The following is a 20395-nucleotide window of genomic DNA, read 5'->3' as shown; positions in this document are numbered from 1 at the left end:
GCCTGCCCTCCTCAGATCATCCCGTTGAAGGCGAAGAAGGCCAGCGACATGAGACCGGCCGTGACCAGGCCGATGGCCGTGCCCTGCAGCGGCTTCGGGATGCGCGTGATCTGGTAGCGCTCGCGGATGCCCGCCATGAGCAGCAGCGCGAGCATGAAGCCCGCGGCCGAGGCGGCGGAGAAGACCACGCCGGAGACGAAGCCCATGTCCTTGCGCTGCACGATGATGGCGATGCCGAGCACCGCGCAGTTGGTGGTGATGAGCGGCAGGTAGATGCCGAGCGAGCGGTAGAGCGGCGGGATCATCTTCTTCAGGAACATCTCCACGAACTGCACGAGCGCCGCGATGACCACGATGAAGGCGATGGTCTGCAGGTACTCCACGCCATAGGGCACGAGCACGAGCTTCTGGATGAGCCAGGTGAAGGCCGAGGCCAGGGTGACCACGAAGACCACGGCGCTGCCCATGCCCACGGCCACGCCCATCTCCTTGGAGCAGCCGAGGAAGGGGCAGTTGCCCAGGTACTGGGCCAGGAGGATGTTGTTGACGAAGATCGCCGAGATGATCAGGAGCGCATAGTCCTTCATGGCTTATTCCCCCATCCCCGCGCGGTAGCAGGCGCCGCAGCTGCGGCATTCCGCGGGCGGCCTGGCGCCGCCGTCGATCTTGCCCAGGAAGTTCATGACCGCGAGCAGGAGCCCGAGGCAGACGAAGGCGCCGGGCGCCTCGACCATGAAGCCGAAGGGCTCGAAACCCGCGGGCATGACGTGCGCGCCGAAGAGCGTGCCCGCGCCGAAGACCTCGCGCAGCGACCCGAGCACGGTCAGGGAGACGGTGTAGCCCATGCCCATGCCCAGGCCGTCCGCCACGGAGAGCAGCGGGTTGTTCTTGGAGGCGAAGGCCTCTGCCCGGCCGAGGATGATGCAGTTGACCACGATGAGCGGCACGAAGATGCCGAGCGCCTGGTAGAGCGGGTAGGCGTAGGCCTGCATGAGCAGCTCCGCGGCCACCACCAGCGTGGCCGCGATGACGATGAAGCAGGCGATGCGCACCTTGGCCGGGATGAGGTTGCGCAGGAGCGAGACGAAGAAGTTGGACAGCACCAGGACGAAGATGACGGCCACGCCCATGCCGAAGCCGTTGCCCGCGCTCTTGGTCACGGCCAGCGTGGGGCAGAGCCCGAGCACGAGGCGGAACGGCGGGACCTCCTTCCACAGGCCCTTGGTGAACTCCTTGACGAATCCGTTCATGCGGCGCCTCCGGAAAAGGCCTTCAGCAGTTCGGGCTTGATCGCCTTGTAGGTGGCCAGGGCATCGCCCACGGCCTTGCTCACGGCCGTGGAGGAGATGGTGGCCCCGGACACGGCGTCCACGTCGCCCCCCTGGGACTTCAGCGCCAGCCCGGAGAAGGGATGGTCGCGGTACTGCTTGAGGAAGCCCATGCCCGTGACCCGCATGCCCACGCCCGGGGTCTCGTGCAGGGTGGTGATGCCGATGCCGGTCAGGGCGTCCTTGGCGAGGTCGAAGCCGACCATGACCCCGACCGGGCCGCCGAAGCCGTTGGCGAAGCGCTCGAAGGCCACGGCCACGAGCTTGCCGCCCTGCCTGGCCGGGAAGACCAGCAGGTGGCCGCCGTCCGGCAGGGCCACGCTCTTGCGCTCCGCGATGGGGTCGTTGTCGAACGAGCCGAAGGCCGTGGCCAGGGCGGGTCCCTTGACGAAGGTCAGCTCCTGGACCTCGATGCGCGGCGCGGTCTTCTCCTTGAGCGTGGCCAGGACGTAGCCCGAGGCGCCGCAGATGAGCGAGAGGACGAGGATCATGGAAAAGGTCTCACGCATGGCTCAACCCCCGGAGGAAAGCCTGGGCGCCGCGGGCCGGGGCGGGAATGCCCGGGGCCTTAGGCGGTCGCACATCGGCGTGACGAGGTTTGCCAGGAGCACGGCGAAGGGCGCGCCGTCGAGCCAGATGCCCCAGGTCCTGATGACCACGGTCATGGCCCCGGCGAAGAGGCCGTAGACGACCATGCCGCGCCGCGTGACCGGGCTCGAGGCCTGCTCCGTGGCCAGGAAGAAGGCGGCGAAGACCGTGCCTCCGGCCAGGACGTGGAAGAGCGGCGAGGCCGAGGTCTCGGGCCAGACCAGGCGGAAGCAGAAGGCCGTGGCCGCCGTGCCCGCCAGGAAGGCCAGGGGGATGTGCGGGCGCAGGCGCCTGCGCGCGAGGAGCCAGAGCCCGCCCAGGAGCAGCGCCCCGGCCTGGGCGTCGCCGAGCCCCGAGAGCTGGGCGCCCTCGAGCAGGGCCAGGGGCGAGATCTTCGCGGCCTCGAGCGCGCCCTGGTAGCGCAAGGTGGCCAGGGGCGAGCCGAGGGCGGAGTCGAGCACCGTGAAGTCCGGGTTCATGTGCCCCTTCCAGGAGAGCAGGCAGATGGCCCAGGCGATGAGCGCCGGGTTCAGGGGGTTGCCCCCGAGTCCGCCGAAGGCCGCGCGGCCGAGGCCCAGCGCGATGACCGCGCCGATGATCACCAGCCACCAGGGGGCGCTCGAGGGCAGGAGGAAGGCGAAGACGAGCCCCGTGAGCAGGGCGCTGCCGTCGTCGACGCCTATCTCGCGGCCGGTGAGGCGCTCTATGGCCCACTGCGTGGTGACGGCCGCGGCCGTGGCCAGGGCCATGACGCGCAGCGCGGGCACGCCGTACCACCACACGGCCATGACGGCAGCGGGCAGGAGCGCGGCCGCACTCTCGTGCATCAGCCCCCGCACGGAGCGGCCGCAGTGGATGTGCGGCGGACAGGAGACGGTGAGCTTGATGGGCTTCACGCGCGTGCCTCCTCGGACGGGTTACCCGAAGGATTGCCGGACGGACTGCCCGACGGATCGGCGGACGGATCGAGGGTTGCGCCCTCCGGCGGCTGGGGCCCCGGCGCGAACTCCTCGACCAGGGACAGCTCGTGCCTGGCAAGGCGGATGTACTGCAGGAGCGGGCGGCGCGCCGGGCAGACGTAGGCGCACAGCCCGCATTCGATGCACGAGTCCAGGTCGTAGGCACGCGCCTTCTCCCAGAAGCCGAACTCCGCGAAGCGGGCCATGATGCCAACCAGGATGCGCGCCGGACAGACGAGATGGCACTCGCCGCAGTTGATGCAGGGGTGCTCGCCGTAGTGCGCGGCCAGGTCGCGCGGCACCACGGTGAGCGCGTAGGCCTCCTTGGGCACGGGGGCGTCCAGGTCCCACAGGGCCTCGCCCCTGAAGACGCCGCCGAGGAGCACGCGGTCGCCCGGCTCGGGCGCGAGCCCCGCGGCCTCGAGCACCAGGCGCACGGGCGTGCCCACGGCCACGCGCAGGTTCTTCCCGCCCACGCTCAGCACGGTCTCGGTCACGGGGCGCCCGCGCGAGGCGACGCCCATGCGCCAGAGCCTGTCCACGCCCATGGACACGACCTCGGCCGGGCGTTCCTTGCCGGTCACGGCGCGCACGACCAGGGGGTCGAGATTCTCGGGATAGCGCACGGAAAGCTCGTGCACGGGGTTGTGGCCGAGCGTCAGCCCCGCCCCCTTGGGCGCGGCCAGGACGATGCGCGAGGGCTCGAGAATGCGCTGCAGGAGCGCGGCGCCCGCCTGGAGCACCTGATTCTCGTGGCGCGCGAGGGCCATGAACGAGGAGACGCCCGGCTCTGGCTCCAGGGCGTTGACCACGACCAGATCGGCCTCGAGGAGGTCGTCGCAGCGCACGCCCAGGGATGCGAGAGAGCGGCAGAGCTCTGCGGGCGCCGCGCCCGCGAGCTCGCCGCGCGGCTCGCGGCCGGTCTCGCCCGCGTTCTCTATGGTCAGGGCGGCGTCGTCGATGGCGACCACGACCCCGGCCACCGAGGCGTGCACGTCGCCCAGGCCGGGCCGCGCGGCCACGGCCACGCGCTGGTCGCGCACGACCGCGTCGCCCACCCCGACGCACACGCCCGCGCCGAGGAGCGGCAGGCGCACGCGCTCGGGCGCCGGTACGGGCTCGATGGGCGCGGCCTGGTCAGCAAGCCGAAATACGTCCATGTTCCTCATCCCCCTGGGGTCTCATATGGCGTCCGCAAAATACACAAAGCCGTATTCCGCGGAGGGCCGCCGCGCCGAAAACGCGGTTTTCGGCTCGCTCACGCCGCCGCTGGCGACGGAGCCGGACCTCTGTCCGACTCTCGTGCCGCGCCCGGTCCCCGTCGTGCATGTCAATACTTCCTCAACACCTGCGGCACTAGCGGGTCGGCAGATGGCAGCGGCCGCAGTCCTTGACGTCCTTGTCGTCCCTGTACGGCCCCTTCCCGAGCTTCTTGTGGCAGCCCATGCACTGCTTGTGGAAGGCGTCCTTGCGCGTGGGCACCAGGGACTCGCGGGGCTTGTCGTGGCACTCACGGCAGGCCGTGGGATTGTTCCAGTCCACGTCCGGCATGTTCTTGCGCGAGTGGCAGTTGGAGCAGCCGGTAAGCTCCTTCTCGAACATGTCCTCGTGGCAGGCCCGGCAGCGGGCGTGGACCGCGTCGCGCAGCGACGGCGGCGTGCCGGACGGGACCGGCTTGGCCGCGGCCATGGGCGAGCGGGGGATGGCGTGGCAGTTGGAGCAGCGCTGCTCCTTGGGCTCGATGGACTTGTCCGCGTGGTGGCAGGAGTCGCACCCCCCGGCCACCTCCTCGTGCAGGGCATGGTCAAAGATGGGCTTGCCCCATTCCAGGTGGTGGCAGGTGGCGCAGGCCGCGCGGCCCTCGAACCAGTGGATGTGGTTCTTGACGAAATGCTGGTCGAACTCGGCCGGATGGCAGGTGCCGCAGCCGACCTCGGTGGTGGAAACCTTGGAGGCGTGGTGGCACTGCACGCACTTGAGGTCGTAGCCCTCGTGCCTGGCGTGCTCGAAGACCACCGGCCCACCTGGATTTTCGAGCAGCACCCGCTTCGGAGGCGAAGGCTTCGCTTCCGGCACGGCATACCCGATGAAGGCGGTCACGGCGAGAATCACCACTGCAAAGGCCATAGGACGCAACCGCTTTTCCATGACGCCTCGCTCAGGTTGATCAACCAGTCAATTTCCCTGAATTTCAGACGACATAGCACGAAAATAAAAAAACGCAAAGCCCGCCTGCGCTACGAGGTTCTCCGCGCTTGACCTGAAGCCTCTTTTTGGGTGTCATTGCAAAGTTCAGGATGCCGCGCCCCGCGCGGCCCGAAAACCGAACAGGGAGCCGCCATGCACACCCTCGTCCTTCTGCGCCACGGCCAGAGCGCCTGGAACCTGGAAAACCGCTTCACCGGCTGGACCGACGTGGACCTCACCGAACAGGGCGTGGCCGAGGCCCACGACGGCGCGCGCCAGCTGCTCGCAGGCGGCTACGGCTTCGACGTCTGCCACACCTCGGTGCTCAAGCGGGCCATCCGCACGCTGTGGATCACGCTGGACGACATGGACCTGATGTGGCTGCCCGTGCACCGCTCCTGGCGGCTCAACGAGCGCCACTACGGCGCCCTGCAGGGGCTCAACAAGTCCGAGACGGCCGAGAAGTTCGGCGACGAGCAGGTCAAGATATGGCGGCGCAGCTACGACACCCCGCCCCCGGCCCTGACGCCGGACGACGAGCGCTACCCCGGCCGAGACCCGCGCTACGCGGGACTTTCCGAGGACGAGCTGCCGCTCGCCGAGAGCCTCAAGCTGACCATCGACCGCACCCTGCCCTACTGGCACGAGGCCATCGTGCCCGACATCCGCGCGGGCAGGCGGGTGCTCGTCTGCGCCCACGGCAACTCGCTGCGCGGCCTGGTCAAATACCTGGACGGCATCTCGGACGCGGACATCGTGGGGCTCAACATCCCCACGGGCGTGCCCCTGGTCTACGAGCTCGACGACGACCTGAGGCCGCAAAAAAGCTTCTACCTCGGCGACCAGGAGGCCATCGCCGAGGCCCAGGCCGCCGTGGCGGCCCAGGGCAGGTCGGGCCGCTGAAAAAGCGCCGTCCGACGCGCCTTTCCCGCGCCGCGCATCCGGCTCGCGCCGAGAGCCACGGACACCCCAGACGCCTTCGACCAGGCCTCCCGGGCCTCGGGCCAGGCCCTTCCGCGCCCCTTGACAGGGGCGTGATCATGCGAAACATTTCCCCCTTCGCGGGCCCCTTTTTCGAGGACGCCCGACGTTCTTGCCCGGGGAGCCTCTGGCCGACGATCCCGGAGCATCCCTGGAGCTTTTCATGACCACGACGTCCTTCTCGCTGCCTTCCCCCGAGACCCTGGCCGCGACCTTCTCGCCCGAGGCCCTGTCCGGCCTCTTCCCGGCCGCGCGCGCCGACAGCTTTTTCGAGGCCATGTTCGGCGACGCCTCCGAAGGGGCCTACGACATCTCCCTCGTCTTCGCCGGAGCGGGCTCGGGCGAGCTGCGCTTCGAGTTCCGCCTGCACCAGCGTCCCGGCCACTGCCTGCGCTGCAGCCTGACCTACGGCCTGCCCCAGGTCTTCGCCCGCCATCCGGTGCTGGACGTCAAGGGGCTGGCCGCGGAGCTCGCAGCCATGGCCTGCGGCGACTCCACGTCGGTCTCCTTCGAGCTGGACGCCACGCAGACCCTGGCCCCGGACCTGCACGTCATCCCCCTTACCGTGCGCTGCGCCGGGGCCTGAGGCCCTGCTCGCCCCGCGTCCGGCGCCGTCCATGGACCTTTCGGCAATCGCCGCGGCGCTGCTCGACTGGTTCGGGCAGAGCGCCCGCGCCCTGCCCTGGCGGAAGAGCTACGACCCCTACCAGGTCTGGCTCTCGGAGATCATGCTGCAGCAGACGCAGATGGACCGGGCCGTGGGCTATTTCGAGCGCTTCCTGGGCCGCTTCCCGGACGTCTCCGCCCTGGCGGCGGCGGACGAGGAGGAGGTGCTGAAGCTCTGGGAGGGCCTCGGCTACTACAGCCGGGCCCGGAACCTCCTGGCCTGCGCGCGCGAGCTCGATTCGCACCACGGCGGCCGCCTGCCGGACGACCCCGCCGCCCTCGCGAAGCTTCCGGGCATCGGCCCCTACACGGCCGGAGCCATCGCCGCCATCGCCTACGGCCGCGACGTGCCCGCGGTGGACGCCAACGTGGAGCGGGTCTTCGCCCGCCTCTTCGACCTGGACCTGCCGCCCAAGGAGCCGAAGACCCACGCCTTCATCGTCAAGACCGCCCAGGACCTCATTCCCCCGGGCCGGGCCCGCGAGCTGAACCAGGCGCTCATGGAGCTCGGCGCGCTCGTCTGCCTGCCCAAGAGGCCGCGCTGCTCCGAATGCCCGGTCTCGGCCTTCTGCGAGGCCTTCCGCCTGGACCTCGTCTTCGAGCGCCCCGTGCCCGCCAAGGCCGTGGACTACATCCCCATGGACGTGGCCTCGGGCCTGCTGCTGCGCGAAGGGATGATCTACATCCAGAAGCGCCCGGCGCAGGGCGTGTGGGCCGGGCTCTGGGAGTTTCCCGGCGGCACGGTGGAATCCGGCGAGACGCCCGCCGAGGCCGTGGTCCGGGAGTTCCGGGAGGAGACCGGGCTCGACGTCGCGGTCACGTCCAAGCTGGCCGTGGTCCGCCACGGCTACACCCGCTACCGCGTGGCGCTGCACTGCTACGCGCTCACGAGCCTGTCCGGCGCGGCCGAGCCCGCGCTCCACGCGGCCCAGGAAGGCCGCTGGGTGGACCTCGCGGGGCTCGATGCCTTCGCCTTTCCCGCCGGGCACAAGAAGCTCATCGACCGGCTCGGCCGGGACATCCGCCTTGACACCCTGTGGGGCTGAGGGCATGCCGGGGCTTTCCGAGACCATCGCGGGCATCCATGCCGAAGCTCGCGGCCCGGGCGGACCGCCGCGCGCCCGGGACCGCAAAGGCGGATCATGAGCACCATCATCCAGGCCCTGGCCCCCATCTTCCTGCTCATCCTCCTCGGCTACGCGCTCAAGCGGCGCGGCTTTCCCGCGCCCGGCTTCTGGCCCGCGGCCGAGGCCCTGACCTACTACGTGCTCTTCCCCGCCCTGCTCCTGGACAAGCTCGCGCGCATCGACTCGGGCCACGCCCTGGGCCGCATGGCCCTGGCGCTCATCCTCGCGGTCTGCACGGTGTCCGTGCTGCTGCTCGCGGCGCGCCGCCTGGTGCATCGCGACGGTCCGGCCTTCTCCTCGATCTTCCAGGGCGCCATCAGGCCCAACACCTACGTCGGCCTGTCCGCGGCCGCTGCCCTGCTCGGGCCCGAGGGGCTCTCCCTGGCCGCCGTGGCGCTCATGACCCTGATCCCCCTGGTCAACGTGCTCTCGGTCTCGGTGCTCGGCCGCTACGGCCTGGGGCCGGACGGAGAGCCGCGCGGCGCGGGCCTTCCGGGCGTGCTGCGCGAGCTGGCGAGGAACCCGCTGATCCTCTCCTGCGCCGCGGGCTTCTGCCTGAACGCGGCGGGGCTGCGCCTGCCCAGCGCCCTCGGCGAGACCCTGCGCGTGCTCGGCAGCGCCTCGCTGCCCATGGGTCTCCTGGCCGTGGGCGCGGGTCTTCGCCCCTCGTCCGTCGGCGCGCACGTGCGCGGCGTGCTCGCGGCCGGAACGGCCAAGCTCCTGGTCCTGCCGCTCCTCACGGCGCTCTTCTGCCGCCTGCTGGGCGTGGAAGGCGCGGCCTTCGGCGCGGCGGTCATCTTCACGGCCATCCCGGTCTCGGCCTCGTCCTTCATCCTGGCCAGGCAGATGGGCGGCGACCACGGGCTCATGGCCGCGGTCATCACCGCCGAGACGGCGGCCGCGGCGGCCACCATGCCCCTGCTCCTCTCGCTCTTTCCGGGACTGCTGCCGCCCGGGGCATAGACCGATCAAAAATGCGCAGGCGGATAACGGCCCTGCTTTCGTATTTGAAAAATCTTCCGTAAAAGGTATGCAAAGACATGCATGACGTTCCCCTTCCGACCTCTCTGACCGGCAGCGGCAAGCGCATCCTCGTGGTCGACGACGACCGCCTGAACCGCAAGGTGCTCGACGGGATGCTCAAGGCCCTGGGCCACGAGGTCATCCAGGCCTCGTCCGGTCCCGAGGCCCTCTCCCTGCTCGACGAGTCCTGCGACCTCGTCTTCCTCGACGTGATGATGCCCGGCATGGACGGCTTCGCCTGCACCCGGGCCATCCGCCAGGATCCGCGCCTCGCCGAGCTGCCGGTGATCATCGTCACCACCCTGACCGGGCGGGAGGACCGCCTGCGGGCGGTGGAGGCCGGGGCCAACGACTTCATCGCCAAGCCCATCGACCTCATGGAGGTCAAAGTGCGCGCCACCTCGCTCCTGCGCATGAAGGAATCACGCGACGCGGTGAAGCGCTACCAGGCCGACCTCGAGGAGATCGTGCGCGTGCGCACCCAGGCCCTGCAGGTGGCCGTGGAGAACCTGCGCGAGCAGCAGGCCAGCACGGCGGCCGCCTACCGCGAGGCCATCCACTGCCTGTGCAGCGCGGCCGAGTACAAGGACGAGGAGACCGCGCAGCACATCATCCGCATCGGCCAGATGTCCGGCCTCCTGGCGGCCAAGTACGGGATTTCCGCGGACGAGGTGGAGCTTCTGCGCAACGCCGCGCCCATGCACGACGTGGGCAAGATCGGCGTGCCCGACGCCATCCTGCTCAAACCCGGCAAGCTCGACCCGAACGAATGGAAGATCATGCAGCAGCACGCCGAGATCGGCGCGCGCATCCTCGGCCAGTCCACCTCCGAGCTTCTGCAGGCGGGCGCGCTCGTGGCCCACACGCACCACGAAAAATGGGACGGCTCGGGCTACCCGCGCGGCCTTTCCAAAACGGACATCCCGCTCTACGGCCGCATCTGCGCCGTGGCCGACGTCTTCGACGCCCTGACCTCGCGCAGGCCCTACAAGGAGCCCTTCAGCGTGGAGACCACGCTCGAGATCATGCGCAAGGGCCGCGGCAGCCACTTCGATCCCGACATCTTCGACCTCTTCCTCGACAACCTCGACGGCTTCATCACCATCAAGGCGACCTTCCTCGACTGACCGTGGGGAACGGCTGATTACGTTTCAGTCGTTGCTCTTCCGGCGTGAGGGAGGTATGACCGACCTTCGAGACTTTCAAGGACGGTGATTTATGGACATTCTCACGCAGAACGCGGCCCTCGCGGGCCTTCTCGAGGCCCATCTCGCAACCCTGACCGCCGAAGAGGGCCTCTCGGCGGACGAAATCAAGAACGGGCTGCGCTCCGGCCGCATGGTGCTCCTGGCCAACCCCAAGCACCCCGACGTGCGTCCCACGCTCATCGGCCAGCCCGCCCGCATCAAGGTCAACGCCAACATCGGCACCTCCAAGCTGATGTACGACCTCGCGCTCGAGCACGCCAAGCTCAAGGAAGCCGAGCGCAGCGGCGCGGACACGGTCATGGACCTGTCCACCGCCGGCGACCTGGACGCCATCCGCCTGGAGATGCTCGCCACCACGCGCATGCCGCTCGGCACGGTGCCGGTCTACGCGGCGGCCCAGTCGCGCATCGACGCGGGCCTGGATCCCGCGGGCATGGACGCCGACGCGATCATCGACGAGATCATCAAGCAGGCCAGGCAGGGCGTGGACTTCATGACCGTGCACTGCGGCGTGACCAGAAACGCCGTGGAGATGGCCCACAAATCCCGCGTCACGGGCGTGGTCTCGCGCGGCGGCGCGCTCCTCGGCCGCTGGATGCGCGAGAACGGCCGCGAGAACCCCCTGCTCACGCGCTTCGACGACGTCCTGGACGTCTCCCGGGAATACAACCTGACGCTCTCGCTCGGCGACGGCCTGCGTCCCGGCTCGGGCGCGGACGCGGGCGACGCGGCGCAGTGGGAAGAGGTCTCCGTGCTCGGCCAGCTGCAGGCCAGGGCCCTTTCGGCCGGCGTGCAGGTGATGATCGAGGGCCCGGGGCACGTGCCCCTGCACCTCGTCCCCGGGCAGATCCAGATGGCCAAGCGCCTGACCAACCACGCCCCGCTCTACGTGCTCGGGCCCCTGACCACGGACTGCTCGCCCGGCTACGACCACATCTCCGGCGCCATCGGCGGCGCGGTGGCCGTGATGAACGGCGTGGACTTCCTGTGCTACCTGACCCCGGCGGAGCACCTGACGCTGCCCTGCGTGGACGACGTGCGCCAGGGCGTCATGGCCTCGCGCATCGCCGCCCAGGCGGGCGAGTCCGCCCTCGGCCATCCCCGCGCCGTGGAGCGCGACCTGGCCATCTCGCGGGCGCGCAAGGCGCTGGACTGGGACGCCATGGCCGACCTGGCCCTGGACTCGGACATGGTCCGCGCCCGCCGCAAGGAGCACGCGCACGAGAAAGAGTGCGCCATGTGCGGCAAGTACTGCGCCATGAAGATGCTCTAGCGGCGGCACTTGACACTTCGGGAATGGATCATAGCTGACAGGTACGTTCCATTACCCCTGCCTCCTTTACCCCGCCGTGCGGGGCCGAAAGCCCGGGAAACCGGGCTTTCGCATTTTCAGGGCTCAGGCGGCGCCGGACGGGCCGGTGGAGGATGACGCCGAGTGCGCGGTCCCGCGGCCGAAGGGAATGCCCAGGCGGAGCATGCGCTTGCGCAGCGTGTTGGGGTGAAGGCCCAAAAGCTCGGCCGCGCCGCCCGCCCCGTTGACCTTGCCTCCCGCCGTCTCCAGCGCCTTTCTGATGTGCGCGGCCGCGACCTCGTCGAAGGAGCTGAAGCGCTCCTCCGAAGCGGCCGCATCCTGCCCGGCGCCGTTGCGGGGGCCCTGCACGGCATCGAAGACGAGCACGCCGTCGCGGCTGCGGATCATGGCCCGCTCCACCGTATTCTCGAGCTCGCGCACGTTGCCGGGCCAGGCATAGGCCTTGAGCCGCTCCAGGGCGCCGGGAGGCAGGACGGGGTACCCGCTCAGCTTGAGCTCCCGGGCCTTCTGCTGGATGAAGTGGTGGACCAGGGCCGGGATGTCCTCCTTGCGCTCGCGCAGGGGGGGAATCCAGACCGGGAAGATGTTCAACCGAAACCACAGGTCCTCGCGGAAGCGGCCCTCCGCGACCATGCGTTCCAGATTGCGGTGGGTGGCCGCGACGATGCGGATGTCCACGGGAATGGGCTCGCTGCCGCCCACGCGCTCTATCTCCCTGCGCTGCACCACGTGCAGCAGCCGCACCTGGGCCTGGGGCGGCAGTTCGCCGATCTCGTCCAGGAAGATGGTGCCGCCGTCGGCGCGCTCGAAACGGCCGCGCTTGCGGGCCAGGGCCCCGGTGAAGGCGCCCTTCTCGTGGCCGAAGAGTTCGCTGTCGATGAGCGTCTCCGGGATGGCCCCGCAGTTGACCTTGATGAACGGCCCGCGGCGGCGGTGCGAGAATTCGTGGATGGCCGCGGCCAGCACCTCCTTGCCCACGCCGGTCTCGCCGAGCAGCACCACCGGGGAGTCCAGCGGCGCCACCTGGCGGATCTGGGTCATGACCTCGCGCAGGCCGAAGTCCGCGCCCACGATGTCCGCGCCGGAAAGCTCGCGGATCTGGGTCTGGAGGAAGCGGTTGTCGTCGTCCAGGAGGTCCTTGAGCCTGACCACCTCCTGGTGCTTCAGCGCGTTGGACATGGCGATGGCGAAAGGCTCGCGCAGGAGGAGCAGCATCTCTGTATGCTCCGGCCGGAAGCGGTCCGTTCCGGTCACGCTCACGCCGAGCGCGCCGATGCGCCGCCCCTGCAGGTCGAGGCGCATGACGATCAGGGAGAAGTCGTCGTCATCCTCCTTGCCCATCAGCTGCAGCGCCTTGTAGACGCAGGGGTCCTCGCGGGGACGGTTGACGACGAAGATCTCCTCCATGTTCTCCCAGACCGCCAGGGGCGACTGGCCCTCTCCGGCGACCACGGGGATGAGGTCGCTCTTCTCCTCGCCGCACAGGGATGCGGCGGCCACGGGCTTGAGCACGTTCGCCTCGGGCACGAAGATGCACATGTCCATGTAGTCGGCAGGAATGTAGTCCTTGATGTATCCGAGGCAGTCCATGAGCGCCTTCTCGACGTCCAGGCTGCCGCAGATGCGCACCGCGGCCTGACGGAAGAATTCATTGGGATCGATGGACATGTGGACCTCCTGTGCGGCGGCCTCGCTGGCGGTGCGGCCGGGATTACCCCATAGCGTAGAACACTGTTCCCCTCAACCACGTCTTCATAGTGATGCGACGGGCGTTTGACAAGAAACCGACCGGCCGGTATCTTTCGCGCCATGGACAATGCCTACAAGCGGAAGAAGCAGCCGCAGCAGGTCCGAGCCCAGGTGCTGCAGGCCGCGGCCGAGGTCATCGCGTCGCGCGGCCTGGCCGGAATGACCCTCGACCTCGTGGCCAGGAAAGCGGGCGTGAGCAAGGGCGGGCTGCTGCACCACTTCCCGAGCAAGCAGCATCTCGTGGACGAGATCTTCGACTCGGAGCGGCAGGCCTTCGCGGACACCTGCGCCCGGCTCATGGCCGACGATCCCGACCCGCGCGGCCGGTTCACGCGGGCCTATGTCCAGACGATAGTGTTCCGGCTCAGCAAGGGGATAGAGAGCGAATTCCTCGACGCGTGCTGCCTGTCCATGGCCGGAGACAAGCCGCTGTCCTCGTCCTGGCGCGAATGGGTGCTGGGGCAGATCGTCGCGCACGGCGAGTCCCTCGACTCGGTCCTCGGCCGGATGATCCGCTATGCGGCCGAGGGCGTGTGGCTCGAGGACGCCATGGGCGTATCGTCCCTGACTTCGGAGGAGCGCCGCACGCTCGTCGATCATCTCGTGCGGCTGAGCCACGACATCTAGCCCGCCGCAATGCGGACGGCATGCCGTCCTGCCTCGGCGGCACGATGCGATCATCCGGGGTCCGGAAACGGTGCATGCCGCTGGAGACAAGCCGGGTACGCGCTCCGGCCGCGGCGGCAGGTGCCCGAACGGCCTTCCGCACCACGCGGAGAAAGCAGACCCCAGGGAGTTTTACACCCGAGGGTAGCAAAGGCACGATTTACCCCAGGGGGTAGCATGTTTACGCCATGGGGTAGTCACGGGCATCTCCATTGAACACAACATACTGGAATATCAAAAAATCATCATGGCACGGAACTCGCTAGGAATGCGCAGAGGGGTACCGCCATGCTTTGGATCGAAGCCATCATTCTGCGCTCCTTCGCGCCCGACGACCGCCAGGACACGACCGCCATGCTGCGCGAGGTCCTGCGCACGGCCTCGGCGCCCGGGCTCGCTCGGTACCGCATCTGCCACGAGGCGGTGGTATCGACCGACCTGATCGTCTTCCTGACCTGGCAGCAGCCCGGGCCGCCCGAGAAGAGCAAGCTCGGCCTGCATCTGGCGATCCTGCTCAGGGATTTCGGACTGGTCTACCACACGCTCTGGATAGACGAGAGCGACGCCACCCCGGCCTGACACGGAGCCGTCCCACGACGACAATACGATGACCACGCCGTACCGACACGGCGTTTTGCAGCGACCTTCAACCATTTCAGGTGTGTTATGCGGATCACGAAAAATTCCCTGTTCCTCGCTCTGCTGGCGCTGTGCGCCGCGGCCCTCGTCGCCGGGTGCAACGGCGCGGAGAACGGCAAGGGGGCTGCCCAGGCCGCCCAGACGCCCGAGGTCGGCGTCGTCACGCTCGCCAAGGAGCCCGTCACGCTGACGACCACCCTGCCCGGCCGCACCGCCGCCCACCTCATCGCCGAGGTCAGGCCCCAGGTCGGCGGCATCCTCGAGAAGCGGCTGTTCACGGAAGGCGGCGACGTCAAGGCCGGCCAGGTCCTCTACCGGATAGACCCGGCGCCGTACCAGGCAGCCTACGACCAGGCCAAGGCCAACCTGGCCCAGGCCGAGGCCAACCTCGTGCCGCTCAAGCTCAAGGCCGAGCGCTACGCCGACCTGATCCGGGACAACGCGGTCAGCCGCCAGGACTACGAGGACGCCGAGGCCGCCGCCAAGCAGGCCGAGGCCCTCATCCAGGCCGACAAGGCGGTCCTGGACACGGCCGCCATCAACCTCGGCTACACCAAGATCACCGCGCCCATCTCCGGCCACATCGGCCGCTCGAGCGTCACCGAGGGCGCCCTACTCACGGCCGACCAGGCGACCGCCCTGGCCACCGTGCGCCAGCTCGATCCCATCTACGTGGACGTGACCCAGTCGAGCGTGGACATGCTGCGCCTGAAGCGCGACATGGCTTCCGGGCGCCTGAAGAGCGCGGGCAAGGACCAGGCCGAGGTCAGGCTGCTCCTCGAGGACGGCACGAGCTACGCCCACACCGGCAAGCTCCAGTTCTCCGAGGTCGCCGTGGACCAGAGCACCGGCGCGGTGACCCTGCGCGCCATCTTCCCGAACCCCGACCATCTGCTCCTGCCCGGCATGTACGTGCGCGCGGTCCTCGAGGAAGGCGTGGACGAATCCGCCATCCTGGCCCCGCAGCAGGGCGTGACCCACGACACCAAGGGGCGGGCCACGGCCCTGGTGGTCACGGCCGACGACACCGTGGAGCAGCGCATCCTGACCGTTGACCGCGCCATGGGCGACAAGTGGCTCGTGACCTCCGGCCTCGCCGCGGGAGACCGTCTCGTGGTGGACGGCCTGCAGCGCGTGCGTCCCGGCATCAAGGTCCGCCCCGTGCCCGCAACCCTCCCGGCCGCTCCCAAGCAGGCCGAACACGAATAGGCCAGGTACACCATCATGCCTCGTTTCTTCATCGACCGTCCGGTATTCGCCTGGGTCATAGCCATCCTGATCATGGTGGCCGGCGTGCTGTCCGTGGTCAGCCTGCCCATCGCCCAGTACCCGAGCATCGCGCCCACGGAAATCTCCATCAACGCCAGTTATCCCGGCGCCTCGGCCAAGACCCTGGAAGACACGGTGACACAGGTCATCGAGCAGAAGATGCAGGGCCTGGACCACCTGAACTACATGGCCTCCACCAGCGACTCTTCCGGACAGGTGGAGATCACCCTGACCTTCGACAACAGCACCGACCCGGACATCGCCCAGGTGCAGGTGCAGAACAAGCTGCAGCTTGCCACTCCCCTCCTCCCCGAGGAGGTGCAGCGCCAGGGCATCAGCGTCGTCAAGTCGGTCAAGAACTTCCTGCTCGTCCTCGGCTTCACCTCCTCGGACGGCAGCATGACCAACAACGACATCGCCGACTACGTCGCCTCCTACATCCAGGACGACCTCGGCCGCACCCAGGGCGTGGGCGACGTCACGCTCTTCGGCGCGCAGTACGCCATGCGCGTCTGGCTCGACCTGAACAGGCTCGACAAGTACGGACTGAACCCGGCCGACGTCTCCGCTGCCATCAGGGCGCAGAACGCCCAGGTCTCGGCGGGCCAGATCGGCGGCACGCCGTCCGTTCCCGGGCAGCAGCTGAACGTCACCGTGCAGGCCCAGTCCCGCCTGGAGAAGCCGGAGCAGTTCAGGAAGATCCTGCTCAAGGTGCGGCCCGACGGCTCCCGGGTCACGCTCGGCGACGTGGCCCGCGTGGAGCTCGGCTCCGAGAGCTACGACACGGTGAGCCGCTACAACGGCAAGCCCGCCGCCGCCGTGGCCATCAAGCTGGCCACCGGCGCCAACGCCCTGGCCACGGCCCAGCGCGTGCACGAGCGCGTGCAGGAGATGTCCAAGTTCTTCCCGGCCGGTCTCAAGGTCGTGGACCCGTACAACACCACCCCCTTCGTGCGCCTGTCCATCGAGGAGGTGGTCAAGACCCTGGTCGAGGCCATCGGCCTGGTCTTCCTGGTCATGTACCTCTTCCTGCAGAACTTCCGGGCCACGCTCATCCCGACCATCGCCGTGCCCGTGGTCCTGCTCGGCACGTTCGCCGTGCTCGCGGCCTGCGGCTTCTCCATAAACACGCTGACCATGTTCGCCATGGTCCTGGCCATCGGCCTATTGGTGGACGACGCCATCGTCGTGGTCGAGAACGTGGAACGCGTCATGTCCGAGGACGGCCTGCCGCCAAAGGAAGCCACGCGGAAGTCCATGAGCCAGATCACCAGCGCGCTGGTGGGCATCGCCATGGTCCTCTCCGCGGTCTTCATCCCCATGGCCTTCTTCGGCGGCTCCACGGGCATCATCTACCGCCAGTTCTCCATCACCATCGTCTCGGCCATGGCGCTCTCGGTCTTCGTGGCCATGACCCTGACCCCGGCGTTGTGCGCCACCATGCTGAAGCCCGTGACCAAGCACCGCGACACCTGCCAGAACGGCTTCTTCGGCTGGTTCAACCGCAACTTCAACCGCGGCTCACGCGCCTACGAGGCGGGCGTCGACCGCATCATCCGGCGCGGCTGGCGCTTCATGGCCATCTACGCCGCCATCGTGGCGGTCATGGTCCTGCTCTTCATGCGCATGCCCACGGCCTTCCTCCCGGACGAGGACCAGGGCATCCTCTTCACCCAGGTCCAGCTGCCTCCGGGCGCCACCCAGGGCCGCACCCTGGAAGTGATGAAACAGGTTGAAGACTACTTCCTGCACAAGGAAAGCAAGGCCGTGGAGTCGATATTCACCGTCGCGGGCTTCAGCTTCGCGGGCAACGGACAGAACAACGCCCTGGCCTTCGTCAAGCTCAAGGACTGGAGCCTGCGCGACTCGCCCGACCTCAAGGTGCAGGCCGTGGCCGGGCGCGCCATGGGGGCCCTCTCCCAGATACGCGACGCGATGATCTTCGCCTTCGCGCCGCCCGCGGTCATGGAGCTCGGCAACGCCACGGGCTTCGACCTCGAGCTCGTGGACCGCGCCGGTCTCGGACACGAGAAGCTCATGGCCGCGCGCAACCAGTTCCTGGGCATGGCGGCGCAGAATCCCGAGCTGGTCGCCGTGCGGCCCAACGGCCTGAACGACGTGCCCGAGTACAACGTGGACATCGACCCGAACAAGGCCATGGCCCAGAACCTGGACGTCGGGACGATCAACGACACCCTGTCCGCGGCCTGGGGCAGCGCCTACGTCAACGACTTCATCGACCGCGGCCGCGTGAAGAAGGTCTACATCCAGGCCGACGCCCCCTTCCGCATGAAGCCGGGCGACCTGGACAAGCTCTACGCCCGCAACTCCAAGGGCGACATGGTGCCCTACTCGTCCTTCGCCACCGGGCATTGGACCTACGGCTCGCCGCGCCTGGAGCGCTACGACGGCCAGCCCTCGGTCGAGATCCTGGGCCAGCCCGCGCCGGGCAAGAGCTCGGGCGACGCCATGAAGGCCGTGGAGGAGATCGCCGCCAAGCTGCCCGCGGGCATCGGCTACTCCTGGACCGGCCTCTCCTTCCAGGAGCGGCTGTCCGGCGCGCAGACGCCCATGCTCTACTCCATCTCGCTGCTCGTGGTCTTCCTCTGCCTGGCCGCGCTCTACGAGAGCTGGGCCGTGCCCTTCTCGGTCATGCTCGTCGTGCCGCTGGGCGTCATCGGGGCCCTGCTCGCCGCGAGCCTGCGGGGACTGAACAACGACGTCTACTTCCAGGTGGGCCTGCTCACGACCATCGGCCTCTCGGCCAAGAACGCCATCCTCATCGTCGAGTTCGCCAAGGCGCTCTTCGAGAAGGGCGGCATGAGCCTTTACGAGGCCACCATCGAGGCCGCGCGCCTGAGGCTCAGGCCGATCCTCATGACCTCGCTGGCCTTCATCCTCGGCGTCATGCCCCTGGCCCTGGCCAACGGCGCGGGCTCGGGCAGCCAAAACGCCATCGGCACCGGCGTCATGGGCGGCATGATCGCGGCCACGGTGCTGGCCATCTTCTTCGTGCCCGTCTTCTTCGTCCTCATCTTCCGCGCCGTGGAAGACAGACGGGAGAGGCACGGACACGAAACTGACGCGGCGGCCGGAACGAAACCGGCCGACCACAGCGGAGGGAACTGATATGCGCCGCAGCATCCTGATCCTCGGCCTCGCGGCCGCCCTCATGGGCGGCTGCAGCATGGCCCCGGACTACAAACGCCCGGACCTCCCGGTGCAGAACGCCTGGCCCCAGGGCACGGTCAGCCTGGGAGCGACGCGGGCCAACGGCGCAACGCCTGCGGCCGAGCTGGACTGGCGCGACTTCCTGCCCGACGAGGCCATGCGCGAGCTGGTGCGGGTCGGGCTCGAGAACAACCGCGACCTGCGCGTGGCCATCCTGAACATCGAGAAGTCGCGCGCGCAGTACCGCATCCAGCGGGCGGACCGCCTGCCCACGGTCAACGCCGAGGGCGGCACCACGCAGCAGCGCCTGCCCCACGACCTCTCCTCCACCGGCCAGGCCCAGACCACGCGCGAATATTACGCCGACCTCGGCGTCAGTTCCTTCGAGCTGGACATCTTCGGACGGGTGAAGAGCCTTTCCGACGAGGCCCTGGAGACATACCTGGCCACTGAGGAGGCGCGCCGCAGCACGCACATCAGCCTCGTGGCCGAGCTGGCGAGCGACTACCTGACCCTGGTGGCCGAGCGCGAGCGCCTCGCGATCGTCCACGATACCGTGTCCAGCCGCTCCAAGTCCTACGACCTGACCCGCCACCTGTTCGAGGCGGGCCAGACCACGGAGCTGGACCTGCGCCAGGCGGAGGCGAGCCTCGAGACCGCCCGCGCCCAGGAGGCCGCCACCCGCACCGCCGTGGCCCAGGCCGAGAACGCCCTGCGCCTCGCGCTCGGCGCCCCCCTGCCCAAGGACATCGTGGTGCCCGACACCCTGGACAAGGTGGTCGAGCCCAAGGACGTGCCCCCCGGCCTGCCCTCCGACCTGCTCGAACGCCGCCCGGACATCCTCCAGGCCGAGCACCAGCTCAAGGCGGCCAACGCGGACATCGGCGCCGCGCGGGCCAACTTCTTCCCGAAGATCACCATCACCGGCACCTTCGGCACGGCCAGCCACGAGCTCGACGGCCTCTTCGACGCCAACTCCCAGGCTTGGACCTTCGCGCCCCGGGCCGTGCTGCCGATCTTCGACTTCGGCCGGAACATGGCCACGCTGGAAGTCTCCAAGGCCTCGCGCTCCATCGCCGTGGCCCAGTATGAGAAGAGCATCCAGACCGCCTTCCGGGAGGTCTCGGACGCCCTGGCCGTGCGCGCCAACCTGCAGGAGCGCATGGCGGCCCAGGAGAAGGCCGTGGCCGCGGACAAGCGCAGCCTCTACCTCTCCGAGAAGCGCTATTCCGCGGGCATCGACAGCTTCCTGCCCGTGCTCACGGCGCAGCGCTCGCTCTTCGCCTCGCAGCTGACGTTCCTCTCCCTGCGCCTGGAGCGCATGAACAACCTGCTGACCCTGTACAAGACGCTCGGCGGCGGCTGGACCGACAAGGACATGAACGACGGCCTCGCAGGCGCCCAGGTGGCGGTAGAGACCGACGCGAACGCGCAGCCGGTCGCGGACAACACGGCATCCCCGTCCCCGAATCATGCCTCTTCGGGGACGCCCACGCCGGTCGACGCGCACTGAACCTCCTCT

The 20395-nt window shown here is 68.9% G+C and carries 18 protein-coding genes; 11 read left to right on the top strand and 7 right to left on the bottom strand.

Annotated elements, in window-relative coordinates; translation table 11 throughout:
• Positions 1-11 precede the first annotated feature (11 nt).
• The 6 genes from DSX2_RS13575 to DSX2_RS13550 form a co-directional block, all read right to left on the bottom strand.
• A complete protein-coding gene (locus tag DSX2_RS13575; protein WP_020881524.1) occupies positions 12-587 on the bottom strand; it encodes an electron transport complex protein RnfA in 576 nt (191 codons plus the stop codon).
• Between the two features lie 3 nt (positions 588-590).
• Positions 591-1250, bottom strand: a complete 660-nt coding sequence (gene rsxE, locus DSX2_RS13570; protein ID WP_020881523.1) for an electron transport complex subunit RsxE — start codon at positions 1248-1250, stop codon at positions 591-593.
• Positions 1247-1837, bottom strand: coding sequence for an RnfABCDGE type electron transport complex subunit G (gene rnfG / locus DSX2_RS13565; protein ID WP_020881522.1), 591 nt, complete (start codon positions 1835-1837; stop codon positions 1247-1249). The genes rsxE and rnfG overlap by 4 nt, the downstream gene beginning before the upstream one ends.
• A 3-nt stretch (positions 1838-1840) precedes the next feature.
• Positions 1841-2812: an RnfABCDGE type electron transport complex subunit D gene (locus DSX2_RS13560; protein WP_020881521.1), complete on the bottom strand. Its 972-nt coding sequence runs from the start codon at positions 2810-2812 to the stop codon at positions 1841-1843.
• Entirely contained in the window at positions 2809-4035 is a 1227-nt protein-coding gene (locus tag DSX2_RS13555; RefSeq protein ID WP_020881520.1) for a 4Fe-4S dicluster domain-containing protein, read from the bottom strand. Before DSX2_RS13555 ends, DSX2_RS13560 begins: the two co-directional genes overlap by 4 nt.
• A gap of 196 nt (positions 4036-4231) precedes the next feature.
• Positions 4232-5002, bottom strand: coding sequence for a cytochrome c3 family protein (locus DSX2_RS13550; protein WP_052014797.1), 771 nt, complete (start codon positions 5000-5002; stop codon positions 4232-4234).
• Between the two features lie 213 nt (positions 5003-5215).
• On the opposite strand from DSX2_RS13550, the gene gpmA reads away from it, so the two are divergent.
• The 6 genes from gpmA (at position 5216) to thiC (ending at position 11340) form a co-directional block, all read left to right on the top strand.
• On the top strand, positions 5216-5965 hold the full coding sequence (gene gpmA / locus DSX2_RS13545; RefSeq protein WP_020881518.1) for a 2,3-diphosphoglycerate-dependent phosphoglycerate mutase: 750 nt from the start codon (positions 5216-5218) through the stop codon (positions 5963-5965).
• Positions 5966-6206: 241 nt separating this feature from the next.
• On the top strand, positions 6207-6629 hold the full coding sequence (locus tag DSX2_RS13540; RefSeq protein ID WP_020881517.1) for a hypothetical protein: 423 nt from the start codon (positions 6207-6209) through the stop codon (positions 6627-6629).
• Between the two features lie 31 nt (positions 6630-6660).
• Positions 6661-7755: an A/G-specific adenine glycosylase gene (gene mutY, locus DSX2_RS13535; protein ID WP_020881516.1), complete on the top strand. Its 1095-nt coding sequence runs from the start codon at positions 6661-6663 to the stop codon at positions 7753-7755.
• Positions 7756-7851: 96 nt separating this feature from the next.
• Complete coding sequence (locus tag DSX2_RS13530; protein WP_020881515.1) at positions 7852-8799, top strand: AEC family transporter; 948 nt, start codon at positions 7852-7854, stop codon at positions 8797-8799.
• 77 nt (positions 8800-8876) lie between these two features.
• Positions 8877-9986, top strand: a complete 1110-nt coding sequence (locus DSX2_RS13525; protein WP_020881514.1) for an HD domain-containing phosphohydrolase — start codon at positions 8877-8879, stop codon at positions 9984-9986.
• A 91-nt stretch (positions 9987-10077) separates the two neighbouring features.
• A complete protein-coding gene (gene thiC, locus DSX2_RS13520; RefSeq protein ID WP_020881513.1) occupies positions 10078-11340 on the top strand; it encodes a phosphomethylpyrimidine synthase ThiC in 1263 nt (420 codons plus the stop codon).
• A gap of 123 nt (positions 11341-11463) precedes the next feature.
• Here the strand turns inward: thiC and DSX2_RS13515 are convergent, their stop codons facing one another.
• The gene (locus tag DSX2_RS13515) at positions 11464-13047 is read right to left on the bottom strand and encodes a sigma-54-dependent Fis family transcriptional regulator (protein ID WP_020881512.1); all 1584 of its coding nucleotides are present in this window, start codon (positions 13045-13047) and stop codon (positions 11464-11466) included.
• A 141-nt stretch (positions 13048-13188) separates the two neighbouring features.
• Between DSX2_RS13515 and DSX2_RS13510 the strand changes: the two genes are divergently transcribed.
• From DSX2_RS13510 to DSX2_RS13490, 5 genes are all read left to right on the top strand, one after another.
• Positions 13189-13755 carry a TetR/AcrR family transcriptional regulator gene (locus DSX2_RS13510; RefSeq protein ID WP_020881511.1) on the top strand — a complete coding sequence of 189 codons (567 nt, stop codon included), beginning with the start codon at positions 13189-13191 and terminating at the stop codon, positions 13753-13755.
• A 327-nt stretch (positions 13756-14082) separates the two neighbouring features.
• Entirely contained in the window at positions 14083-14373 is a 291-nt protein-coding gene (locus DSX2_RS13505; protein WP_020881510.1) for a hypothetical protein, read from the top strand.
• 87 nt (positions 14374-14460) lie between these two features.
• Entirely contained in the window at positions 14461-15642 is a 1182-nt protein-coding gene (locus DSX2_RS13500; protein ID WP_020881509.1) for an efflux RND transporter periplasmic adaptor subunit, read from the top strand.
• Between the two features lie 15 nt (positions 15643-15657).
• The gene (locus DSX2_RS13495; protein WP_020881508.1) at positions 15658-18831 is read left to right on the top strand and encodes an efflux RND transporter permease subunit; all 3174 of its coding nucleotides are present in this window, start codon (positions 15658-15660) and stop codon (positions 18829-18831) included.
• 1 nt (position 18832) lies between these two features.
• Positions 18833-20386: an efflux transporter outer membrane subunit gene (locus DSX2_RS13490; RefSeq protein WP_020881507.1), complete on the top strand. Its 1554-nt coding sequence runs from the start codon at positions 18833-18835 to the stop codon at positions 20384-20386.
• Positions 20387-20395 lie beyond the last annotated feature (9 nt).

Origin of the sequence: Desulfovibrio sp. X2, assembly GCF_000422205.1 — a bacterium.
Taxonomy (GTDB): domain Bacteria; phylum Desulfobacterota; class Desulfovibrionia; order Desulfovibrionales; family Desulfovibrionaceae; genus Alkalidesulfovibrio.
This window is presented reverse-complemented; position numbering and strand designations above follow the sequence as displayed.